The sequence below is a fragment of the Actinomadura meridiana genome (assembly GCF_039537545.1).
In the GTDB taxonomy this organism is placed as follows: Bacteria; Actinomycetota; Actinomycetes; order Streptosporangiales; family Streptosporangiaceae; genus Spirillospora; species Spirillospora meridiana.
Genome location: NZ_BAABAS010000006.1, coordinates 355781 through 374737 on the forward strand (window position 1 = coordinate 355781; position 18957 = coordinate 374737).

Annotated in this window: 15 protein-coding genes and 1 tRNA gene; 11 read left to right on the top strand and 5 right to left on the bottom strand. The window is 71.0% G+C overall.

The window, feature by feature from the left end:
• Positions 1–39: 39 nt before the first annotated feature.
• From ABD808_RS14945 to ABD808_RS14955, 3 genes are all read right to left on the bottom strand, one after another.
• Entirely contained in the window at positions 40–951 is a 912-nt protein-coding gene (locus ABD808_RS14945; RefSeq protein WP_344896266.1) for an LLM class flavin-dependent oxidoreductase, read from the bottom strand.
• A gap of 24 nt (positions 952–975) precedes the next feature.
• Positions 976–2565 (bottom strand): thiamine pyrophosphate-dependent enzyme, encoded by a 1590-nt coding sequence (locus ABD808_RS14950; RefSeq protein ID WP_344896269.1) that lies wholly within the window; start codon positions 2563–2565, stop codon positions 976–978.
• Between the two features lie 80 nt (positions 2566–2645).
• Positions 2646–3416 (bottom strand): IclR family transcriptional regulator, encoded by a 771-nt coding sequence (locus ABD808_RS14955; RefSeq protein ID WP_344896272.1) that lies wholly within the window; start codon positions 3414–3416, stop codon positions 2646–2648.
• Between the two features lie 104 nt (positions 3417–3520).
• Between ABD808_RS14955 and ABD808_RS14960 the strand changes: the two genes are divergently transcribed.
• Genes ABD808_RS14960 through ABD808_RS14970 form a run of 3 tightly spaced genes read left to right on the top strand, consistent with a single transcriptional unit; the run spans position 3521 to position 6541 of the window.
• Positions 3521–4474 carry a hypothetical protein gene (locus tag ABD808_RS14960; protein ID WP_344896275.1) on the top strand — a complete coding sequence of 318 codons (954 nt, stop codon included), beginning with the start codon at positions 3521–3523 and terminating at the stop codon, positions 4472–4474.
• The gene (locus ABD808_RS14965) at positions 4471–5796 is read left to right on the top strand and encodes an MFS transporter (RefSeq protein ID WP_344896278.1); all 1326 of its coding nucleotides are present in this window, start codon (positions 4471–4473) and stop codon (positions 5794–5796) included. Before ABD808_RS14960 ends, ABD808_RS14965 begins: the two co-directional genes overlap by 4 nt.
• On the top strand, positions 5783–6541 hold the full coding sequence (locus ABD808_RS14970; protein ID WP_344896280.1) for an SDR family NAD(P)-dependent oxidoreductase: 759 nt from the start codon (positions 5783–5785) through the stop codon (positions 6539–6541). Before ABD808_RS14965 ends, ABD808_RS14970 begins: the two co-directional genes overlap by 14 nt.
• A gap of 103 nt (positions 6542–6644) precedes the next feature.
• Here the strand turns inward: ABD808_RS14970 and ABD808_RS14975 are convergent, their stop codons facing one another.
• Complete coding sequence (locus ABD808_RS14975) at positions 6645–8282, bottom strand: carboxylesterase/lipase family protein (RefSeq protein WP_344896283.1); 1638 nt, start codon at positions 8280–8282, stop codon at positions 6645–6647.
• A gap of 513 nt (positions 8283–8795) precedes the next feature.
• Here ABD808_RS14975 and ABD808_RS14980 point away from each other — a divergent pair.
• The 6 genes from ABD808_RS14980 to ABD808_RS15005 all read left to right on the top strand — a co-directional run bounded on the left by ABD808_RS14980 (position 8796) and on the right by ABD808_RS15005 (position 15466).
• Positions 8796–10649: a CocE/NonD family hydrolase gene (locus tag ABD808_RS14980; RefSeq protein ID WP_344896286.1), complete on the top strand. Its 1854-nt coding sequence runs from the start codon at positions 8796–8798 to the stop codon at positions 10647–10649.
• Between the two features lie 307 nt (positions 10650–10956).
• Positions 10957–11235 carry an FmdB family zinc ribbon protein gene (locus ABD808_RS14985; protein WP_344896288.1) on the top strand — a complete coding sequence of 93 codons (279 nt, stop codon included), beginning with the start codon at positions 10957–10959 and terminating at the stop codon, positions 11233–11235.
• A gap of 9 nt (positions 11236–11244) precedes the next feature.
• Positions 11245–11883, top strand: a complete 639-nt coding sequence (locus tag ABD808_RS14990) for an AmiS/UreI family transporter (protein WP_344896291.1) — start codon at positions 11245–11247, stop codon at positions 11881–11883.
• A 54-nt stretch (positions 11884–11937) separates the two neighbouring features.
• Positions 11938–13185 (top strand): formamidase, encoded by a 1248-nt coding sequence (gene fmdA / locus ABD808_RS14995; protein ID WP_344896293.1) that lies wholly within the window; start codon positions 11938–11940, stop codon positions 13183–13185.
• A gap of 154 nt (positions 13186–13339) precedes the next feature.
• Positions 13340–14338 (top strand): selenide, water dikinase SelD, encoded by a 999-nt coding sequence (gene selD / locus ABD808_RS15000; protein WP_344896296.1) that lies wholly within the window; start codon positions 13340–13342, stop codon positions 14336–14338.
• Positions 14339–14392: 54 nt separating this feature from the next.
• On the top strand, positions 14393–15466 hold the full coding sequence (locus ABD808_RS15005) for a permease (protein WP_344896299.1): 1074 nt from the start codon (positions 14393–14395) through the stop codon (positions 15464–15466).
• On the opposite strand, the gene ABD808_RS15010 is transcribed toward ABD808_RS15005, so the two are convergent.
• A complete protein-coding gene (locus tag ABD808_RS15010) occupies positions 15463–16929 on the bottom strand; it encodes a DHA2 family efflux MFS transporter permease subunit (protein WP_344896302.1) in 1467 nt (488 codons plus the stop codon). The two genes, ABD808_RS15005 and ABD808_RS15010, sit on opposite strands and share 4 nt — an antisense overlap.
• 145 nt (positions 16930–17074) lie before the next feature.
• Here ABD808_RS15010 and ABD808_RS15015 point away from each other — a divergent pair.
• Both ABD808_RS15015 and ABD808_RS15025 read left to right on the top strand, forming a co-directional pair.
• Positions 17075–17170: transfer RNA gene (locus ABD808_RS15015), tRNA-Sec, on the top strand.
• A gap of 66 nt (positions 17171–17236) precedes the next feature.
• Positions 17237–18904, top strand: coding sequence for a UGSC family (seleno)protein (locus tag ABD808_RS15025; protein WP_425548927.1), 1668 nt, complete (start codon positions 17237–17239; stop codon positions 18902–18904).
• Positions 18905–18957 lie beyond the last annotated feature (53 nt).

Sequence of the window (18957 nt, forward strand, 5' to 3'; positions counted from 1 at the left end):
GGGGAGCCCGATACCTCCGCGGGCTCCCCGGCTCGGGTCTTAAGAGAGCCGCGGCATGACCTCGGCCGCGATGCGCTCCATCTGCTCCGCGTCGTCGAACAGCGGGGTGAACAGCACCATTTCGGCGCCCGCGTCGATCACCTCGCGCACTTCCTCCGCGCACTTGTCGGCCGAGCCGAACACCGCCACGGAGAGCAGGTCGTCCCGCGCGTAGAACCGCTGAAGGGTCGCCGCCGACCGCTTCTGGGCGCGGGCCGCGTCGTCGTCCACACCGATGTAGACGCGCTTGGCGATAGAGAATCCGGCAGGATCGCGCTCCTGCTCCGCGAGTGCCTCCCGGACGACCCCCATCTGCTCGACGAACTGGGCGGTCGTCGCCGACCCGGCGCCGAAGAAGCCGTCGCCGTGCCGTACAGCGCGGCGCAGCGCGTTCGGGTGCCGGGCGCCGAACCACACCGGAGGATGCGGCTTCTGGAACGGCTTGGGCTCCATGGCACCGCCGTCGACCTGCCAGAAACGCCCGTCGAAGGTGATGCGAGGCTGCGTCCAGCACGCCTTCATCAACTCCAGCCCTTCGGTGAACCGCGCGACACGGGTCGCCGGATCGACCGCGAACGCCGCCAGCGAGGGGCCGCCCCCGCCGACTCCCACGCCCACGTCGACGCGGCCGCGGCTGAGCTGGTCCAGCGTGCTGAGGCTCTTGGCGAGCTGGAGAGGGCTGTGCAGCGTGGTCACGAACACCGCGCAGCCCAGCCGGATCCGTTCGGTGCACGCGGCCGCGTACACCATGGTCTCCAGCGGGCTCGACCGCGCCGCCGAGCCGAGCACCTGCTCCTGCGTCCAGGCGCCGTCGAAGCCGAGTTCCTCGGCCCGTCTCAGATAGGCGCGGAAACCGGCCGGGTCGAACTCGCCGTCGTCCAGGTCCTGGGGGATGGAGATCGAGAATCTCATCTTTCACATCCTAGAACCCCCTGATCAGAGCGTCCCCACGGCCACGTCCAGCAGGAGCGGCTCGGTGCGCTCGCCCAGCGTCGGGACGATCGCGTCGAGCTGCTCGCGCAGCCCGTCCAGATCGGTCACCCGGATCGCGGGGCAGCCCAGCGACGTCGCCAGACCGGACATGCTGACCTCGGTGAACTGCGGCCACGGCGCCTTGCCGTGGCCCTTCTCCGAGGCTAGCCAATCCATGATGGCGTACGCGCCGTTGGACATGACGACGAACAGCGCGCCGACACCGTAATGGGCGGCGCTCCACAGCGCCTGGATGCCGTAGATGGACGATCCGTCGCCCATCACCGCGACCACGGGACGGTGCGGCAGCGCCATCTTCAGCCCGGTCGCGGCGGGCAGTCCGAACCCGAGGCCGCCCATCGCGGCGCTGACGAAGCCGAGCGGCTCGCGGGCCGGGACCAGCTCGTGGAGCAGCGGACGGCTCGACGGGCTCTCCTCGACGAGGATCGTGTCGGGCGCGAGCCGTTCGGCCAGCTCGGTGAACACGTGCTCCGGGAGGAGCAGCCCCTCGTACGGGGGAATGGGCACCGGCTTGCGGCGGATCGGCTCCGCCGGTTCGGGATGCTCGGTGACCGCGTCGACCAGCGCCGCGCAGACGAGCCCCGGGTCGGCGTGGACCGCCAGCTCGGCCGGGCTGCGGTGGATCTCCTCGGCGAACTGGCTGATCACGACGGCGCGGGTGCCGGGCGGCAGCAGCGGTCCCGGCTCGAAGTGGTACTGCCGGAAGATCGGCGCGCCCACCGTCAGGACGAGGTCGTGGCCGGACAGGGCCTGGCGCAGCGCCGCCCGCCCGGCGGGCAGGTGCCCGGCGAACCGCGGGTGGTCCTGCGGGAAGCCCGCGCGGGCGCCGAACGCCTCCTGCCAGACGGGGCAGCTCAGCCGGTCGGCGAGGGCGGTCAGCGCCGTCCAGGCGGCGGGGCTGTCGGCGCCCGAGCCCACGACGATCGCGGGGTTGCTCGCCCCGTTCACGAGGTCGGCGAGCTCGGCGACGACGTCCGGGTCGGGCCGCGCGGTGGACCGGACGACGTCGGGGGCGGCCAGCGTGGCGCCCTCCTCGACGGGAACGGTCCAATCGTCCATGGGCACGATGACCAGCGCGGGACCGTGCCCGGTGCGCGCCTCGTGCACGGCGCGGCCGACGGCCCCCGGCACGTCGGCGGCGTGCGTCGGCTGCCCCACCCACACGGGGTAGTCGCCCGCGAGGCCGTCGAGGCGGCCGGTGAGGAACGGCTCGAACGCCAGATGCCTGCGGTCCTGCTGCCCGATGATCACGACCAGCGGCGCCCGGTTGACGCGGGCGGTGGCGAGCGCGCCGACCGCGTTGCCGAGCCCGGCGGTGGTGTGCAGGATCACCGCGGCGGGCCGCTCGTGCGCGATGGCCCAGCCGGTGGCCATGCCGACCACGGACCCCTCGTGCAGGCCGAGGATGAAGGTCAGGTCGTTCGGCAGGTCGGTGAGCAGGGAGATCTCGGTCGATCCCGGGTTGCCGAACAGCGTCGTCAGGCCGTGGGCGCGCAGGACGTCGAACGTGAGGCCGCGGACATCGAGGGCCACGGATTCTCCTTCCGGTGGTCAGGTGCGGGACGAGTCGAGCGTCCCACCGCGACACCCGTCCCGGGACCCACTCCTCTCACTCAGCGGAAAACCTCGTCGGGCCGGAGCGCCCGGGAGATGCCGAGCGCGGCGGCCCGCACCGCCGGGACGAGCGGCGCCAGGCTGCCGGTGCGGCTCGGCACCACCACGGAGATCGCCGCCGCGATCTCCCCGGGCCGGGAGAAGACGGGGGCGGCGACGGACGAGGCGCCCACGGTCATCTCGTCCCGGCTCAGGCAGAAGCCCGTCGCGCGGATGTCGGCGAGCACCGTCCGCAGCCGCGCCGCGTCGGTGATCGTGGCCTGCGTGACATGCGCGAGCGGCGCGTTCAGCAGCCGTTCGCGCACCTCGGCGGGCGCGTAGGCGAGCAGCACCTTGCCGGGGCCCGTCGCGTGCAGCGGCAGCCGCCCGCCGACCTGCGACACGACGCCGACCTGGGGACGGGCCGACAGCTTCTCCACGTACAGAGCCTGGTCCTCGTCGCGCACCACCAGGTGCACGACCTGGTGCGTGGCCTCGTACAGGTCCTCAAGGAAGGGCAGCGCCACGTCGCGCAGCCGCCGCCCGCGCGGCGCGAGCGCGCCGAGCTGCCAGAGCCGCAGCCCGATCCGGTAGCGGCCCCGCCCGTGCCGCTCCAGCGCGCCCCACTCCACCAGCTCGGCCAGCAGCCGGTGGACGGTGGCCGGGGCGAGCCCCGTGTCCCGGACGATCATCGCCAGCGTCTGCTCGGGCCGCCGCTCGCTGAAGGAGTCCAGGATCGCCAGGGCGCGGCTCAGTACCGTCCGACCCGGTTCGACCGTGTTGCCCGCCATGGTCACCTCCGGTCGGGATTTTTCGCTGAGTGAGAGCACGGGGAGACGCCGCCCGCGAGCCGGTGTCACCTTGCGCCGACATGCACCCGTCCAGAGGAGACACTATGCATGTCGTCAACCCCGCGGACCAGCGACTATTCACCGACGACCACCCCACCGGAGCGCTCGGGCAGCGCTACCTCCTCCAGGGCACGGACGGCGACCGCGAGAACTTCATGCTCGCCATCGCCGAGAACCTGGGCCACTTCGCCATGGTCAGGCATCGGCACAATTTCGACCAGTTCCGGTTCGCCCTGTCCGGCGACATGACCATGGGCCGCAACGGCACCCTGCGCGAGGGCCACCTCGGTTACTTCCCCGAGGGCACGTCCTACGGACCGCAGGACGACGGGCCGGGCCCGATCGCGCTCGTCCTCCAGCTCGGCGGCGCGAGCGGCTCCGGGTACATGAGCCCCGGCCAGTACCGGGACGGACGTGCCGCGCTCAACGAGATCGGCCACTTCGACGGGCCCGTCTTCGTCCGCGACCTGCCGGACGGCACCACCAAGAAGACCTTCAGCATCAACGCGATCTGGGAACAGTCCATCGGCGAGCGGCTCGTCCTGCCCGCGCCGCGCTACGACACCCCCGTCTTCATGAACCCGAAGGCGTACCGGTGGATCCCGGTCGCCGGACGGCCGGGCGTGTTCCGCAAGCACCTCGGGACGTTCAGCGAACGCGAGGTCATGGCCGAGACGCTGCTGCTGAAGCCCGGCGCGACGCTCGACCTCGGCCCCGACGAGGCCGCCTACCGGCTCTACTTCGTGCTGGACGGCGCGGGCCAGGCGGGTGGCGCGGGCGGCGCCGACCTCGGCCGACACTTCGCCGCGCAGGCCGACCCCGGCCAGGGCGTCTCACTCCGCGCGACGGAACAACTCACCCTGCTCGGCTTCCGCCTCCCGCTCGTCGCGGCGGACTGGGCGGACCCCGAGCTGCCCGGCTTCGAGCCGCTGCCCAATGAAGCGGTACCCGACGAGGCGGTCCCGGGTGCCGCCGAGCCAGCCGAGTCGCTGCGGTGACGTCCCGGCCGGGTTCCGGCGGCGTGTCCCGGCCGCCGTCCGTGCTGCGTTCGGTGCTCGCCTGCAACTACGGCGTGTGCTTCGAGGGCTTCGACTTCATCGTCTACAGCGCCTTCTCCCGCTACATCTCGCACCATTTCTTCCCCGCCGAGAACGAGGCGGTCTCGACGCTTCTCACCCTCGGCACGTTCGGGGTGTCGTACGTGGTGCGGCCACTCGGCGGGCTGGTGTGGGGACGGCTCGCCGACCGGTACGGGCGGCGCCCGGTGCTGGTGTGGATCGCGCTGATGATGTCGATCGGCGTCGCGCTGATCGCCCTCACCCCGTCGTATGCGACGATCGGGTGGTCGGCGTCGGTCCTGGTCATGGTGGCCAGGGTGATCCAGGGGTTCGCGGCGGGCGGCGAGTTCGGGGGCGCCACCGCGATGCTCGTCGAGCTGGCGCCCGAGCGGCGGCGCGGGCTGTTCGCGAGCACCCAGATGGCGACGCAGGCCGTCACCGCGGGCCTCGCCTCGGCCGCGGTGCTGCTGCTGGACGCGCTGCTGTCGCCGGAGGCGCTGGCCGACTGGGGCTGGCGGCTGGTGTTCGGCTTCGGCGTCCTGCTAGCGCCGATCGGCCTGTACATGCGGCGGCGGATGGCGGAGTCGCCCGAGTACCTGCGCTACTCCGCGGAGGGCGACGTGGCCGCGCGGACCAGCCTTGTCCGGGTGTTCCGCGACCATCCGCGGGAGGTCGCGATGGTCGCTGGCCTGACCGTCGTCGGGTCGGCCTCGTTCTACCTGCTGTTCGTGTTCCTGCCGTCGCACGCGGGACGCAAGCTGCACATCGACATGATGGACGTCCAGAAGTCCGTGATCGTCGCCGCCGCGTTGCAGGTGGCGGCGTGTCTGGCGGGCGGGGCGCTGTCGGATCGCTACGGGCGGCGCCCCGTCCTGCTGGCCGGGGCCATCGGATACGGTGTCCTCTGCTATCCGGCCTTCGCGCTGCTGAACGACGCGCCGACCTTCGGCAGGCTGGTCGCGGCGCAGGCCATGCTGAGCGTCGCGATCGGGTTGCTGTCGGGGGCCTTCCCCGCGGCGATCTCCGAGCTGTTCAGCCCGGAGACCCGCTCCAGCGGGGTCGGTCTCGTCTACAACCTCGTGGGCGGCGTCTTCGGCGGGCTCGGGCCTTTCCTCATCACGTCCTACATGAATCTCACCGGTGACACGCAGAGTCCGGCGTACTGGGCGCTGCTCACCGGTCTCGTCGGTGTCGCCGCGGCCCTGACCATCCGGCCGAGGCGCGCCACAACGGTCAAGGAGGCGGGCCGTGTCACGGCTTGACGGCAAGGTGTGCCTGATCACGGGCGGTGCGGGCAGTATCGGAATGGCCACGGCGCGGCGGTTCCTGGCGGAGGGCGCGCGTGTCCTGCTGGCCGACCGCGACGCGGACGCGCTGGAGGCGGCGGTCGCGTCCCTCGACACCGACCGCGCCGCCGGGCACCCGGGCGACGTCACGGTGGAGGACGACGTCGCCGCCTGCGCGGACGCGGCGGTGGAGCGCTGGGGACGGCTCGACGTCGCCATCGCCAACGCGGGCGTCACCGGCCCGATCGAGCCGATCACCGACTACCCGGTGGCCGAGTTCGACAAGGTCATCGCCGTCCATGTGCGCGGCGCGTTCCTCGTGTGCAAGCACGCGATGAGCCGGATGGAGGCGGGCGGGAGCATCATCATCGTGTCCAGCGTGGCGGGGCTGCGCGGCGACCCGGGCGTGGTCGGGTACATCACGGCCAAGCACGCGCAGATCGGGATCATGCGGTCGGTGTCGAAGGAGGGCGCGCCGCGCGGCATCCGGGTCAACAGCATCCATCCGGGGCCCGTCGACAACGGGTTCCAGACGGGGCTGGAGAACCGCCTCACCCAGGTCATCGGGACCGACGGGACGGCCTTCTTCAACGAGCAGATCCCGCTCGGACGGCACGCCGCCGCCGACGAGATCGCCTCGTCCATGCTGTACCTCGCGTCCGACGAGAGCAGCTTCACCACCGGCGCGACCCTCGTCGTCGACGGCGGCATGAGCGTCTGACCCCCGTCTCACCCCCGTTCGCCCCCCGGTGCGAGCACCTAGAACCGAAGGTGCCTGAGCGGGGACTCGCGGCCCGGCCCGCGAGTCCCCGCCCAGAGTGTGATCAGCGGTTGTAGGGCGTGATCCGGTCCCAGAAACCGCAGTTGTGCTGGCGGCCGATCTCGCTGGTCAGCTGGCTGTCACCGGCCGGGGCGAGGGCCATGACGTCCGGGTTGTGCCGGGTGAAGCGCGGCCACAGCGGCGCGCCCTTCACGGTCGGGTTCCCGGTGTGCGCGAAGCCGGTCCACTGCGCGGTGACCTGCGCGCCGAGCGCCTGCTGGTTGGGCGACAGCTGCTGTCCCGGACGCGGTGACAGGAACTGGTTCAGCAGGACGTGGTACGCCCCGTTCGGCTTCGTCTGGTCGAGCCAGCCCGCCGGTGGCGCGTCGTGGTCGTCGGACTGGTAGGCGTACACCGTCAGGTGGCGCGACAGCCGCCGGGCGTTGAGCACGGACGGGCAGACGGAGTTGGAGTCGGCGATGATCGTCCGGTAGGCGATGAACGCCGACGGTTCGGGGAAACGGTCCAGCGGATAGAGCTTGAACACCTTGTCCGCGTAGCGTCCGTACTGTTCCTGAACCATTCTGCGGTAGTCGGCGGGGGTGTTGGCTCCGTCGAGTTGGGTCTCGTCGCGGTCGACGCCGTGAATGAGCGTGACATTGTTGACGCGGCCCTTGGTGATCGCCTCGCCCATGGACATCGTCAGGGTCCTGCCGTCGACGATCGGGCCCATCGTGCCCTGGTCGGGGCCCATTCCGTCGCCGGACTTGTCGAGCAGCGTCTGCACCGGGACGCGGCGCAGGCAGGCGGCGGTGTCGCGGACGTGGCCGCAGCCCACGGCGGCGGCGAACCGTTCGCCGGTGCGGTGCGCCTCAGCGGCGGTGGGCAGGACCGACTTGCAGTCCTGCGGCTGCCACGACGTGTTGGTGGTGCCCAGCAGCGAATTGTATTCGCCGCTCTGCACGATGCCCTTCTGGAACAGTCCTCGCGCGGTGGGGGAAACGGTGTTGGCGCACACGCTCGACCCTCCGGCGGAGGCGCCGAAAATGGTCACGTTGTGCGGGTCGCCGCCGAACCTGGTGATGTTCCGCTGCACCCAGCGCAGCGCGGCCTGCTGATCCTGGAAGGCGTAGTTTCCGGAGTTTCGGCCGAGGTCGTCGTGCGCCATGAAGCCGAAGATCCCGAGCCGGTAGTGCACCTCGACGGAGATGACGTCGCCGGACCGGACGAGGTGGCTTCCGTCGGCGGGCGTCCCGAACCGGAACCCGCCGCCGTGGATCTGGACCATGACGGGCAGCCGTTTCGAGCCCGCGTTCGCGGGGGCCCGGACGTTCAGGTTCAGGCAGTCCTCGATGGTCGACCCGGAGCCGAGACCGTCGGCCTGCGGGCAGTTGTTACCCTTCTCGGTGGCCGCGAACGTCGTGTTCCAGGCGGGTGCGGGCGCGGGCGGCGCCCAGCGCAGGTCATCGACCGGCGGCGCGGCGTACCGGATGCCGAGCCACGACTTGACGCCGTCGGCGACCGTCCCGCACACCGTTCCCTTGTCGGTGGTGACGGTGGTTCCGGACGCGCACTCGGGCGCCTTGGCAAGCGCGCTGCCAAGGGCCGGGGCTTCAGGGGACGCGGACGCGGGCGCGGCGAACAGCAGCGCCGCCGCGACCGCGGCGAATATCGCGGGCCATCGGAGTTTCTTCGGCTCCATACCGACCTTCTCTCTCGCGGGGGATGGGACTCGCGGGCAGGAGACGCCGTCGGGAGCTCGGAAAAGGGCGCCATGGTCGAAGGGACGGCGGGAACGGCGACGCTGCCGTCGGTCCGCCGGATGCTGTGCGCGCACAGCATGATCACGGGTGAATCGAAGATTAAGATGGCGTTATGACGCCGGATAGGCCCGCCCGTCGGCGCGGTCGTCCAGTGGCCGCGATCGGGCGATGACCGGCGACGGGGGTCGGTGAGCGGTCGGATCTCTGCGATCGACGGTCGCTACGTCCCGCTTCCTCCACTTGTGTCCCACCAGACACGACAGTTCATGACATTCCTCGCAAACGCCGCTATTCATCGCAGGTTTCTGACCGCTCGCCGCAGCCGCCGGGGGCGCTCGACGCGCCGCGCCTACGGTTCGGCGCAGTGACCGGCCGGGCCCCCTGACCACGCGCCGTGATCATGTGATGCTCCGCCCGACGACGCCCAGTGCGCGACCGGAAAGGGAGCGGCGATGAGTGGAAGACGGCGAACGAAGGTCCGGCGGCTGTCCCTGGGAACCGCGGCGGTGGTGCTGGCCGGTGCGGCGGCGGCCCCCGGCGCGAGTGCCGTCGCCGACGGCGCGGGGTCGGCGGACGGCAAGTGCGAGTTCACCGTCCAGAAGGACGTGCCCACCACCATGCGGGACGGCACCGTCCTGCGTTCCAACGTGTTCACCCCGAAGGGAGACGAGGACTTCCCCGTCATCCTGATCCGCCTGCCCTACAACAAGGAGGGCGCGGAGAACATCTTCTATGCCAACCCCGACTTCTACGCCAAGTCGTGCTACATCGTCGTGGCGCAGGACGTCCGCGGCCAGTACAAGTCCGACGGCAAGTTCTACGCCTACCGGGACGAGGCCACCGACGGCTACGACACCATCGAGTGGTCGGCGCGGCTACCGCACTCGAACGGCAAGGTCGGCATGTACGGCTTCTCCTATCCCGGGTTGACGCAGTGGCTGCCCGCGACGCTCACGCCACCGCACCTGGTGACGATCGTCCCGGCCTTCACCTCGTCCGACATCTATGACGGCTGGACCTACGAGGGCGGCGCGCTGTACCAGTCGTTCACCCAGTCCTGGCCGCTGTTCTCCCTGGCCAACAGCTCGGTCGACCGCCTGCCCGACGGCGCGAAGCTGAGCGCGGAGATGAACCAGGCGTCGGCGGACCTGTTCAGCAAGTGGTACCGGTCGATGCCGTTGACGAAGTGGCCGCCGCTGTACCCGAAGGACGAACGGGTCGCGCCGTACTTCTACGACTGGATCAAGCACCCGAGCTATGACGACTACTGGAAGCGCTGGGCCATCCGCGACCACTACCCGCAGGTCAAGGTCCCGGCGCTGAACTACGGCGGGTGGCACGACATCTTCCTCGGCGGCACGCTGGAGAACTTCGCCGGGATGCGCGCCGAGGCCGGGACGCCGCAGGCCCGGGAGGGCTCGAAGGTGCTCATCGGACCCTGGACGCACGGTGGCTCCGGCCGCCGGGCGGGCGCGGTCGACTACGGTCCGGACGCGGTCGTGTCCATCGACGAGATCCAGATGAAGTGGTTCGACCACTGGCTGAAGGGCGTCGACAACGGGACCGACAAGGACCCGGCCGTGAAGGTCTTCGTGATGGGCGCGAACAAGTGGCGGACGGCCGACAGTTGGCCGCTCCCCGGCACCCAGTACACGCGGTACTACCTGCACAGCAAGGGCGACGCGAACACGCTGACCGGCGGCGGGACGCTCAGCACCACCCCGCCCGACGCCACCGAGGAGACCGACCGGTACAGGTACGACCCGGAGAACCCGGTCCCGAGCTTCGGCGGGCGCTTCCAGGCGTCGGTGCCCGGCGGCTCGTACGACCAGCGCATCGTCGAGATGCGGCCGGACGTGCTCGTCTACAGCACGCCCCGGTTGCAGGCCGACACCGAGGTCACCGGGCCCATCTCGGTGACGCTGTACGCGGCGTCATCGGCCCGCGACACCGACTGGACGGCCAAGCTCACCGACGTCCTGCCGGACGGCAACTCGATGCTGATCAGGGACGGGATCCAGCGGGCCAGGTACCGCCTCACGGTGGAACGCGAGTCGCTGATCCGCCCCGGGAAGGTCTACAAGTACACGATCAAGCTGTGGCCCACCAGCAACGTCTTCAAGGCGGGTCACCGCATCCGGCTGGAGATCTCCAGCAGCAACTTCCCGATGTACGACCGCAACCCCAACACCGGGCACAGGTTCGGTACGGACTCGCGGACGCGGGTCGCGTCGCAGCGGATCCTGCATGACGCGGAGCACCCGTCCTCGATCACCCTGCCGATCCAGCCGAAGCCCGTCGGCTGATCGCCCGCTGACGGCGCCCCGGGCCCGCTCTGCCGGGGGTCCGGGGCGCTTCTCTGTCCAAGGAATATTCCGTTCGACAGCACTTGGCGGCGTCCGGGTGACCGGCGGCGGGCTGGTGACCGGACGCCGCCGCTCGGCTCCGAAGCGTGCATCTTGGCCGGTTCGCGGAGGTCATGCCGAATCGTCGTCGGGCCGGGGTTGGTCACACTCGGATCGGGAAGACCAGCATCTACTCATTGACGGATGCTTCCTGAAGAAATACTTTCTTCAGAAAGTAAGCCACAAATGGGCAGCTGGGAGGCCCGGCATGGTGACCTATCAGTACCGCTGCGCGAGCTGCGGACCCTTCGATCTCGCGCTGCCGATGGGCGGCGCACGGCCGGAGGAGAGCTGCGCGCAGTGCGACGGCACCGCCCGCCGCGTCTACACCGCACCGTCGATCACCCGTCCCGGCTCCCCGCTGACCAGGGCGCTGGACGCCCAGGAGGCCAGCGGGCACGAGCCCCAGGTGGTGAAGTCCGCACCACCGGCGCCGCGTCCGGCGGCGCCGACCGACCCGCGCCACGCCCTGCTTCCTCGGCCATAGGGGGATCGCATGGGAAGCGTGGGTCTGCTCTACGTCGGCGCGGTCCTGTTCGTCAACGCGCTGATGCTGCTCGGACGGGTCGAGGCGAAGTCCGCGGCCGTCCTGAACCTGTTCGTCGGCGCGATGCAGGTCGTGCTGCCGACGCTGCTGCTCGCCCAGGCCGGGACCGACGTCAAGTCGATCAGCGCGGCCGCCGGCGTCTACCTCTTCGGATTCACCTACCTGTACGTCGGCATCGGGACGCTCGCCAACCTCGACACCACGGGAGTCGGCTGGTTCTCGCTGTTCGTGTCGATCTCGGCGATCGTCTTCGCCGGAGTCAACTTCTTCGACGTCAAGGACTACCCGTTCGGGGTCATCTGGCTCTCGTGGTCGTTCCTCTGGTTCCTGTTCTTCCTCCTCCTCGGCCTCAAGCGCGCGGAACTGACCGTCTACACCGGGTGGGTGACGCTCGCCAACGCCTGGGGTTCGGTGACGCTGCCCGCGTTCCTGCTGCTCACCGACAACTACACGACGTCCGGCACGTTCGCCGTGATCCTCGCCGTCTGCGCCGTCGTCATCTGCGCCGGGCTGTGGCCGCTGACCCGTCCCGGACGCCCGGGAAGCGCGGCGCCGGGCCCGTCCACCGAACCGGTCACCGGGGCCTGACCGTCCGCCCGCACACCTCAACAGATCACCGCACCAACTCTGGGAGGCACACTCATGCCCGAAGTCGTCTTCAGCGTCGACCAGGCCCGATCCATGGGGGCACAGACCGTCCCCGGGCACAACCGGTGGCACCCCGACATCCCGGCCGCGGCGACCGTCCGTCCGGGGGCGGAGTTCCGCGTGGAGTGTCGCGAGTGGACCGACGGCCAGATCGGCAACAACGACTCCGCGAACGACGTGCGCGACGTCAACCTCGCGCCCTGCCACATGCTGAGCGGGCCCATCGCCGTCGAGGGCGCCGAACCCGGCGACCTCCTCATCGTCGACATCCTCGACATCGGCCCCGTCCCGCAGGAGACCGGCTCGATCCCCGGACAGGGCTGGGGCTACACCGGGATCTTCGCCAAGCAGAACGGCGGCGGCTTCCTCACCGACTACTACCCCGACGCCTACAAGGCCATCTGGGACTTCCACGGCCAGCAGGCCACGTCCCGGCACATCCCGGGCGTCCGCTTCACCGGCATCACCCACCCCGGGCTCTTCGGGACGGCCCCGTCCGCGGAGATGCTCGCCCGGTGGAACGCCCGTGAACAGGCGCTCATCGACACCGACCCGACCCGCGTGCCACCGCTCGCGCTGCCGCCGCTGCCGGACGGCACCCTCGCGGGCACCCTCACCGGGGACGCGCTGGCCAAGGTCGGCGCCGAGGGGGCCCGCACCGTCCCGCCGCGCGAGAACGGCGGCAACCACGACATCAAGAACTTCACGCGCGGCGCCCGCGTCTTCTACCCGGTCCAGGTGCCGGGCGGCATGCTGTCCGGCGGCGACCTGCACTTCAGCCAGGGCGACGGGGAGATCACCTTCTGCGGCGCCATCGAGATGGGCGGTTTCATCGACTTCCACGTCGACCTCATCAAGGGCGGCATGGCGAAGTACGGCGTGACCACCAACCCCATCTTCATGCCCGGCAACGTGGAGCCGCGCTACTCCGAGTTCGTGTCGTTCATCGGCATCTCGGTGGACCACGACTCCAACACCAACTACTACAACGACGCCACCGTCGCGTACCGCAACGCGTGCCTGAACGCCGTCGAGTACCTCAAGACGTTCGGCTACACCGGTGAGCAGGCGTACCTGCTCCTCGGCGCCGCGCCGATCGAGGGCCGGGTCAGCGGCGTCGTCGACATCCCGAACGCCTGCTGCTCGCTCTACCTGCCCACCGAGATCTTCGACTTCGACATCCGGCCGACGGCCGACGGCCCGCGTCGCGCCGACCGCGGCCAGTGCGCCGTGTCGTCCTGACACGACGCCCAAAGGCGGCTCGGTCCCTCCGGGGACCGGGCCGCCTTTCGTGTTCGCGGAGGTGGGAAGCGTGGTGATGGGCACCCGAAGGAAGGTGCGCTAATCTGGCGAATTATATCGAATATTTTCTGCACTCAATGTGAAAGGTGGGACGATGGGGACTGGACGGCGACTCACCCAGTACGCGCACGGTGGTGGCTGTGCCTGCAAGATCCCGCCGGGAGAGCTCGAAGAGGTGGTGGCCGGGCTCGGCCCGATCGACGGCGCGCGGGACGAGAACGAACTGCTCGTCGGGCTGGACTCCGGGGACGACGCGGCCGTCGTGCGGATCGACGGGGACACGGCGGTGGTCGCGACCGCCGACTTCTTCACGCCCGTAGTCGACGACCCCTACGACTGGGGCCGGATCGCCGCCGCCAACGCGCTGTCGGACGTCTACGCGATGGGCGGTCGCCCGCTCGTCGCGGTGAACCTGCTCGCCTGGCCGCGCGAGGTGCTGCCGTTCGAGCTGGCGCGCGAGGTGCTGCGCGGCGGACGCGACGTCGCCGCCCTCGCCGGATGCCATCTCGGCGGCGGGCACAGCGTCGACGACCTCGAACCCAAGTACGGCATGGCGGTGACCGGCATCGCGGACGCCGCGCGCCTGCTCCGCAACGACCGTGGCGTCGCCGGGACGCCCCTGTCGCTCACCAAGCCGCTCGGGCTCGGGGTGCTGAACAACCGGCACAAGGCCACCGGCGAGGTGTTCGACCAGGCCGTGGCCGTCATGACGGAGCTGAACCGCGACGCGGCGGCGGCGGCGCTGAAGGCGCAGGCCGTCTGCGCCACCGACGTCACCGGGTTCGGGCTGCTCGGGCATCTGTACAAGCTGGCCCGCGCCTCCGGGGTCTCGGCGGTGATCGATGCCGGGGCCGTCCCGTACATCGACGGCGCGCGGGAGGCGGTCCGCGAGGGCTACGTCAGCGGCGGCACCCGGCGCAATCTCGACTGGGTGGCGCCGCACACCGACTTCGGCACGGCCGACGAGGAGACCCGGCTGCTGCTGGCCGACGCCCAGACGTCCGGCGGGCTGCTCGTCGCCGGGGAGGTGCCGGGCGCGCCGATCGTCGGTGAGCTGGTCGCCGCCGGAGACCACAGTCTCCTCGTCCGCTGACTCCGGTCGTTCGAGGGTGTGCGCCACGAACGATTCCCCCTGTGGAGGTAACAGTTGGCCGGTCAGGAAGTGGTGCGGGTCCCGCGACGGTGGAACCCCTGGGCGGCGCTCGCGATCTTCGGCGCGGTCGCCGCCGTGGGCCTGTCGTGGGCGAAGTGGCTGCCGTACACCGACAAGATCGGCGGCCTGGTGGACACCCGGGAATGGTCGGGCGGCTCCATCCTGGACAAGGCCGGGGACGCCGGGACCGGGCCCTCGCTGTCGGGCGGCTGGGACTTCACCCAGTCCTACTTCGACTCGGTGTGGAAGGCGCTCGTCGTCGGCCTGGTGGTCGCGGCGGCGGTGGAGGCGCTGGTCACGCGCCGCTGGCTGCTGCGGGTCCTCGGCGGGGGACGCGGCCGCTACCGTGACTCGCTCGTCGGCGGGCTGCTGTCGCTGCCGAGCATGATGTGCACGTGCTGCACCGCGCCGGTCGTCACCGCGTTGCGGCGGCGCGGCGCGTCCACCCCGGCGGCGCTGGCCTACTGGGTGGGCAACCCGACGCTCAACCCGGCGGTGCTGGTGTTCCTGGCGTTCGTGGCGCCGTGGCAGTGGACGTTCACCCGCCTGGCCGTCGGCGCCCTGCTGGTGTTCGTGGTGACCGCGCTGGTGAGCAGGCTCGCACCGCCGGACGTCGAGGTCCCGCTGCCGGACGCGACGGACGACGAAGGCGACGTCGCGCTACGTGACGCGCCCTACCGGTTCGGACGCGCGCTGCTGCGGATGTCGCTGACGCTCGTGCCCGAATATCTGATCGTGGTGTTCGCGCTCGGCGCGTTCCGGGGATGGCTGTTCCCGCTGGACGGGTCGGCCGCGAGCTGGGGCGTTCTCGCCGTCGTCCTCGCGGCGGTGGTCGGGACCCTCGTGGTGATCCCGACCGCCGGCGAGATTCCGATCGTGCAGGGCCTCACCCTCCTCGGCGTCAGCGCGGGCGTCGGCGGCGCCCTGCTGATCGCGCTGCCCGCGCTGAGCCTGGTCTCGATCGTCATGGTGGGACGCGCCCTGTCGTGGCGGGTCACGATCGCCATGGGCGCCTCGGTGGCCGGTTGTGGCCTGCTCGCCGGTGCGCTGCTCTGGGCGATCAGCTAGCCCTTCTGTTCGTGCTCGGCCGCCCGCTGGCGCTGGAGGCAGCGCATCCGGCGGCGGCCGGGCAGGAACAGCGCGGGCACGACGGCCGCGGCCAGCGCGCAGGCCGTGGCGAGGAAGATGTGGTTGTAGGCGTCCTGCGCGTGGGTGATCTCGGCGGGGGAGTGCGGGCCGTCGGGGGAGACCGAGCCCAGCGCGGCGACCAGCAGGGCGGCGAGGAACGCCGTCCCGAGGGCGCCGGAGATCTGCCGGTTGAGGGCGGTCACCGACGACGCCTGCGCGACGAACCGGCCCGGCAGGACGTTCATCGCCGCCACCGTCGTCGGCATCATCGCGATCCCCATGCCGAGGCCCTGGACGACCAGCACGGCCAGGATCCACGCGATCGGGGTACCGGGTTCGAGACGGGCCAGCGCGAGCGTGGGGACGGCCATCCCGACCATGCCGATCACCACCGGGACCCGGGAGCCGATCCGGTCGGCCAGCCAGCCGCCGAGCGGCATCGTCACCGCCACCGCGACCGCCGCCGGGGACAGCAGCAGGCCCACGTCCCGCGCGCTCATGTCCCTGACGACCTGGAACTCGACCGGCAGATAGGTCAGCCTGGCGTACTGCGCGAGCGCGTTGATGAAGATCACCACCATCGCCGCGGTGAAGATCGGGAACGTGAACATCCGGAACTCGATCAACGGCTCGGCGCGCCGCAGCGACCGGCGCACCAGGACCGCGAGGGCCGCCGCCGCGGCCGCCGCCATCCCCAGCCCGGTCGCGGTCAGGCCGTGCGCGGGGACGTGCCGCGACACCAGCACCAGCGTGATCACCCCGGCGGCGGCCAGCGCCCAGCCGCCCCAGTCGAGCGAGCGCCGGACGCGGCGTCCGGTGTCGTGCAGCAGCGCGAGGCCGAGCAGCAGCCCGGCGATCGAGACGGCGGTCAGCAGCAGGAAGATCCAGCGCCAGCTGGCCGCGGTGACGACCCAGCCGCCGACCGGCGGGCCGAGGGCGGGCGCCGCCATCATCGCGATGCCCCAGACGCCGAGCGCGAGGCCCCGGCGGTGCGGCGGGAACATCTCGTACACCATCGCGGTGGCGATCGGCATCAGGGCGCCGCCGCCGAGGCCCTGCACGACCCGGCCGCCGATCAGCAGCGTCATGGTCGGCGCGACGGTGCACAGCACCGACCCGGCGGCGAACGTGGCGATCGACAGGTTGTAGACGCGCCGCCGTCCCCACCGGTCGCCGAGGGCGCCCACCGCGGGCTGGACGACGACGATCGCGACGAAGTAGGCGCCGATCACCCAGTCGGGGCTGACCCGCGCGCCGGAGCCGAGGTCGTCCGCGATCGGAGGCAGCGCGATGCCGAGGACGGTCAGATTCATGGCCACCGCGTAGGTCCCGAACAGCAGGACCCCGGTGACGATCCACGGACGGCGGCGACCGTCCAGTCCCGCCCTCCTCTGGTTCGCCATGCGAACGACGACTGTGCTCAGCAAGAACATAGAACCACCCGTGTCTCCAAGTCCATCACCGGCATACTCTATTTTCTATTGACATAGGCGATTTCGTATATGATCCTGGATCCACGAAAAACCGCGGGTCGCGACGAAGCGCCTGGGAGGCGAATCCGGTCTGGTGACCGGCTCGGTCTTCAAAACCGCAGAGGCTCGGACCACCGGGCCTGGCGGGTTCGATTCCCGTCCGCCTCCGCCAGCAGCACCGCCAGCTCAGAACCGTCAAGAGCAGCCACCGACAGCACACTCCGGACGGAGGGCTCAGATGAGCCGCAAGATCACAGTTCTCAACCCCGAGGGAAGCGCGCCGAAGGTGGACGGGAAGTCCCTCGCACCCCGGCCGTCCGGCCTGGACGGGGAGACCGTCTTCCTCGTCGACGTCGGGTTCGAGAACTCCAACGACTTCGTGGCGCAGCTCCAGGTGGCGCTGCGCGAGTCCCGGCCGAAGGTGAAGACGGAGATCGTGCATCTGCGGACGCCGTTCGATCCCGTCCCCGACGTGTACGAGCGGATCCAGCGGGAGGGGGCCGCCGCCATACTCGGCGTCGGTCTTTGAAGCACCTGCGCGCCGGCGGTCGCCGGCCACGCCACTCGCCTTGAGTCCCAGTACCGCGTTCCGACCGTCTGCGTGCACGCCGAGTCGTTCTCGCGGCTGGTCACCTCCACCAGCAGGCTGGCGGGCGTCCCCGGGCTGCGGCACACGTTCGTGCCCGCGCCGGTGCCCGGCCGCACCCCGGCCGAGCTGCGCGCCTACATCGAGGGCCCCGACCCGCTGTCGGGGGAGCAGGTCCTCGGCGCGCTGGTCGACGGCCTGACCCGGCCGCTCAGCGAGCAGGACATGGACGGCGTCGCCTTCGAACGGGCCCGCGACCGGCTGGTCGAACCCGACACCGAGGACAACCTCCAGCGGCTCTTCGAGGCGAACGGCTGGACCGACTCGCTGCCGGTGGTGCTGCCGACCGAGGAGCGGGTGGCGGCGATGCTCGCCGGGACGAGCCACGCCCCCGACGAGGTCGTCGGCACGATCCGGGCGGCGACGTCGCGGGACTTCTGGTCCTTCACCGTCGAACAGGCCGCGGTGAACGCGGTCATGGCCGGTGCGCGCCCGGAGTACTTCCCGGTCATCCTCGCGCTGCTGGCCAGCGGGTACACCGCGCGGCACAGCAGCATCTCGTCCATCGGCCAGATGGTCATGGTGAACGGCCCGATCCGGCACGAGCTGGGGATGAACTCCGGGATCGGCGCGATCGGCCCCTACAACCACGCCAACTCGACGATCGGCAGGTCGTTCGGGCTCGGGTCGCAGAACCTCCAGGGCGGCTCGGTGCCGGGCGTCAGCTACGTCGGGACGATCGGCAGCCCGTTCTCGCTGACCAGCATCGCGTTCGCCGAGGACGAGGAGCACTCCCCGTGGGAGCCGTACCACGTCCAGTACGGGTTCGAGCCCGGCCAGAGCGCGGCGACGATCTTCGCGCCCGTCCGGTCACTGATCACCGCGCCGAGCGGGGTCAGGGAGGACTGGCGGGAACGCGCGTCGGTGCTGTTCGGCTCTATCCGGGCGGGCGGCGGCGCGGTCCTGCTGGCCGACCCGCTGGCGGCGCAGGCCCTCGTCGAGCGCGAGGGCTTCACCGAGAAGCGGGCGCTGATCGAGTGGATCGCCGCCAACGCGCGGATGCCCGCGCGGCGCTGGTGGGGGCAGGCGTTGCAGGACATCTTCTACGGCAACCGCGCCCGCGACGGCGTCGAGCCCTGGGCGACCTACCTCAAGGCCGACCCCGACGAGCTGATCCCGGTGAACGAGCCCGACGACGTCCACGTCGTCGTGGCCGGAGGCCGGACCGTCGCGGTGTGGAGCGTGTTCGAGGGGTGGGCGAACCGCCGCTTCGGCAGCGCCCTCTCCGGCCGCACCGTGGCGGTGGATCCATGGCGGTGACCCCCTGAACCAGCCCTTCGAACCAGACCGCGACGACGTGGAACGACCGGCGC

Bases quoted from the DNA above. Each gene is read 5' to 3' on its own strand.
- ABD808_RS14945 (WP_344896266.1), bottom strand. From the start codon at position 951: ATGAGATTCTCGATCTCCATCCCCCAGGACCTGGACGACGGCGAGTTC.
- ABD808_RS14955 (WP_344896272.1), bottom strand. From the start codon at position 3,416: ATGGCGGGCAACACGGTCGAACCGGGTCGGACGGTACTGAGCCGCGCC.
- ABD808_RS14960 (WP_344896275.1), top strand. From the start codon at position 3,521: ATGCATGTCGTCAACCCCGCGGACCAGCGACTATTCACCGACGACCAC.
- ABD808_RS14975 (WP_344896283.1), bottom strand. From the start codon at position 8,282: ATGGAGCCGAAGAAACTCCGATGGCCCGCGATATTCGCCGCGGTCGCG.
- ABD808_RS14980 (WP_344896286.1), top strand. From the start codon at position 8,796: ATGAGTGGAAGACGGCGAACGAAGGTCCGGCGGCTGTCCCTGGGAACC.
- ABD808_RS14985 (WP_344896288.1), top strand. From the start codon at position 10,957: ATGGTGACCTATCAGTACCGCTGCGCGAGCTGCGGACCCTTCGATCTC.
- ABD808_RS14990 (WP_344896291.1), top strand. From the start codon at position 11,245: ATGGGAAGCGTGGGTCTGCTCTACGTCGGCGCGGTCCTGTTCGTCAAC.
- fmdA (WP_344896293.1), top strand. From the start codon at position 11,938: ATGCCCGAAGTCGTCTTCAGCGTCGACCAGGCCCGATCCATGGGGGCA.
- selD (WP_344896296.1), top strand. From the start codon at position 13,340: ATGGGGACTGGACGGCGACTCACCCAGTACGCGCACGGTGGTGGCTGT.
- ABD808_RS15010 (WP_344896302.1), bottom strand. From the start codon at position 16,929: ATGGCGAACCAGAGGAGGGCGGGACTGGACGGTCGCCGCCGTCCGTGG.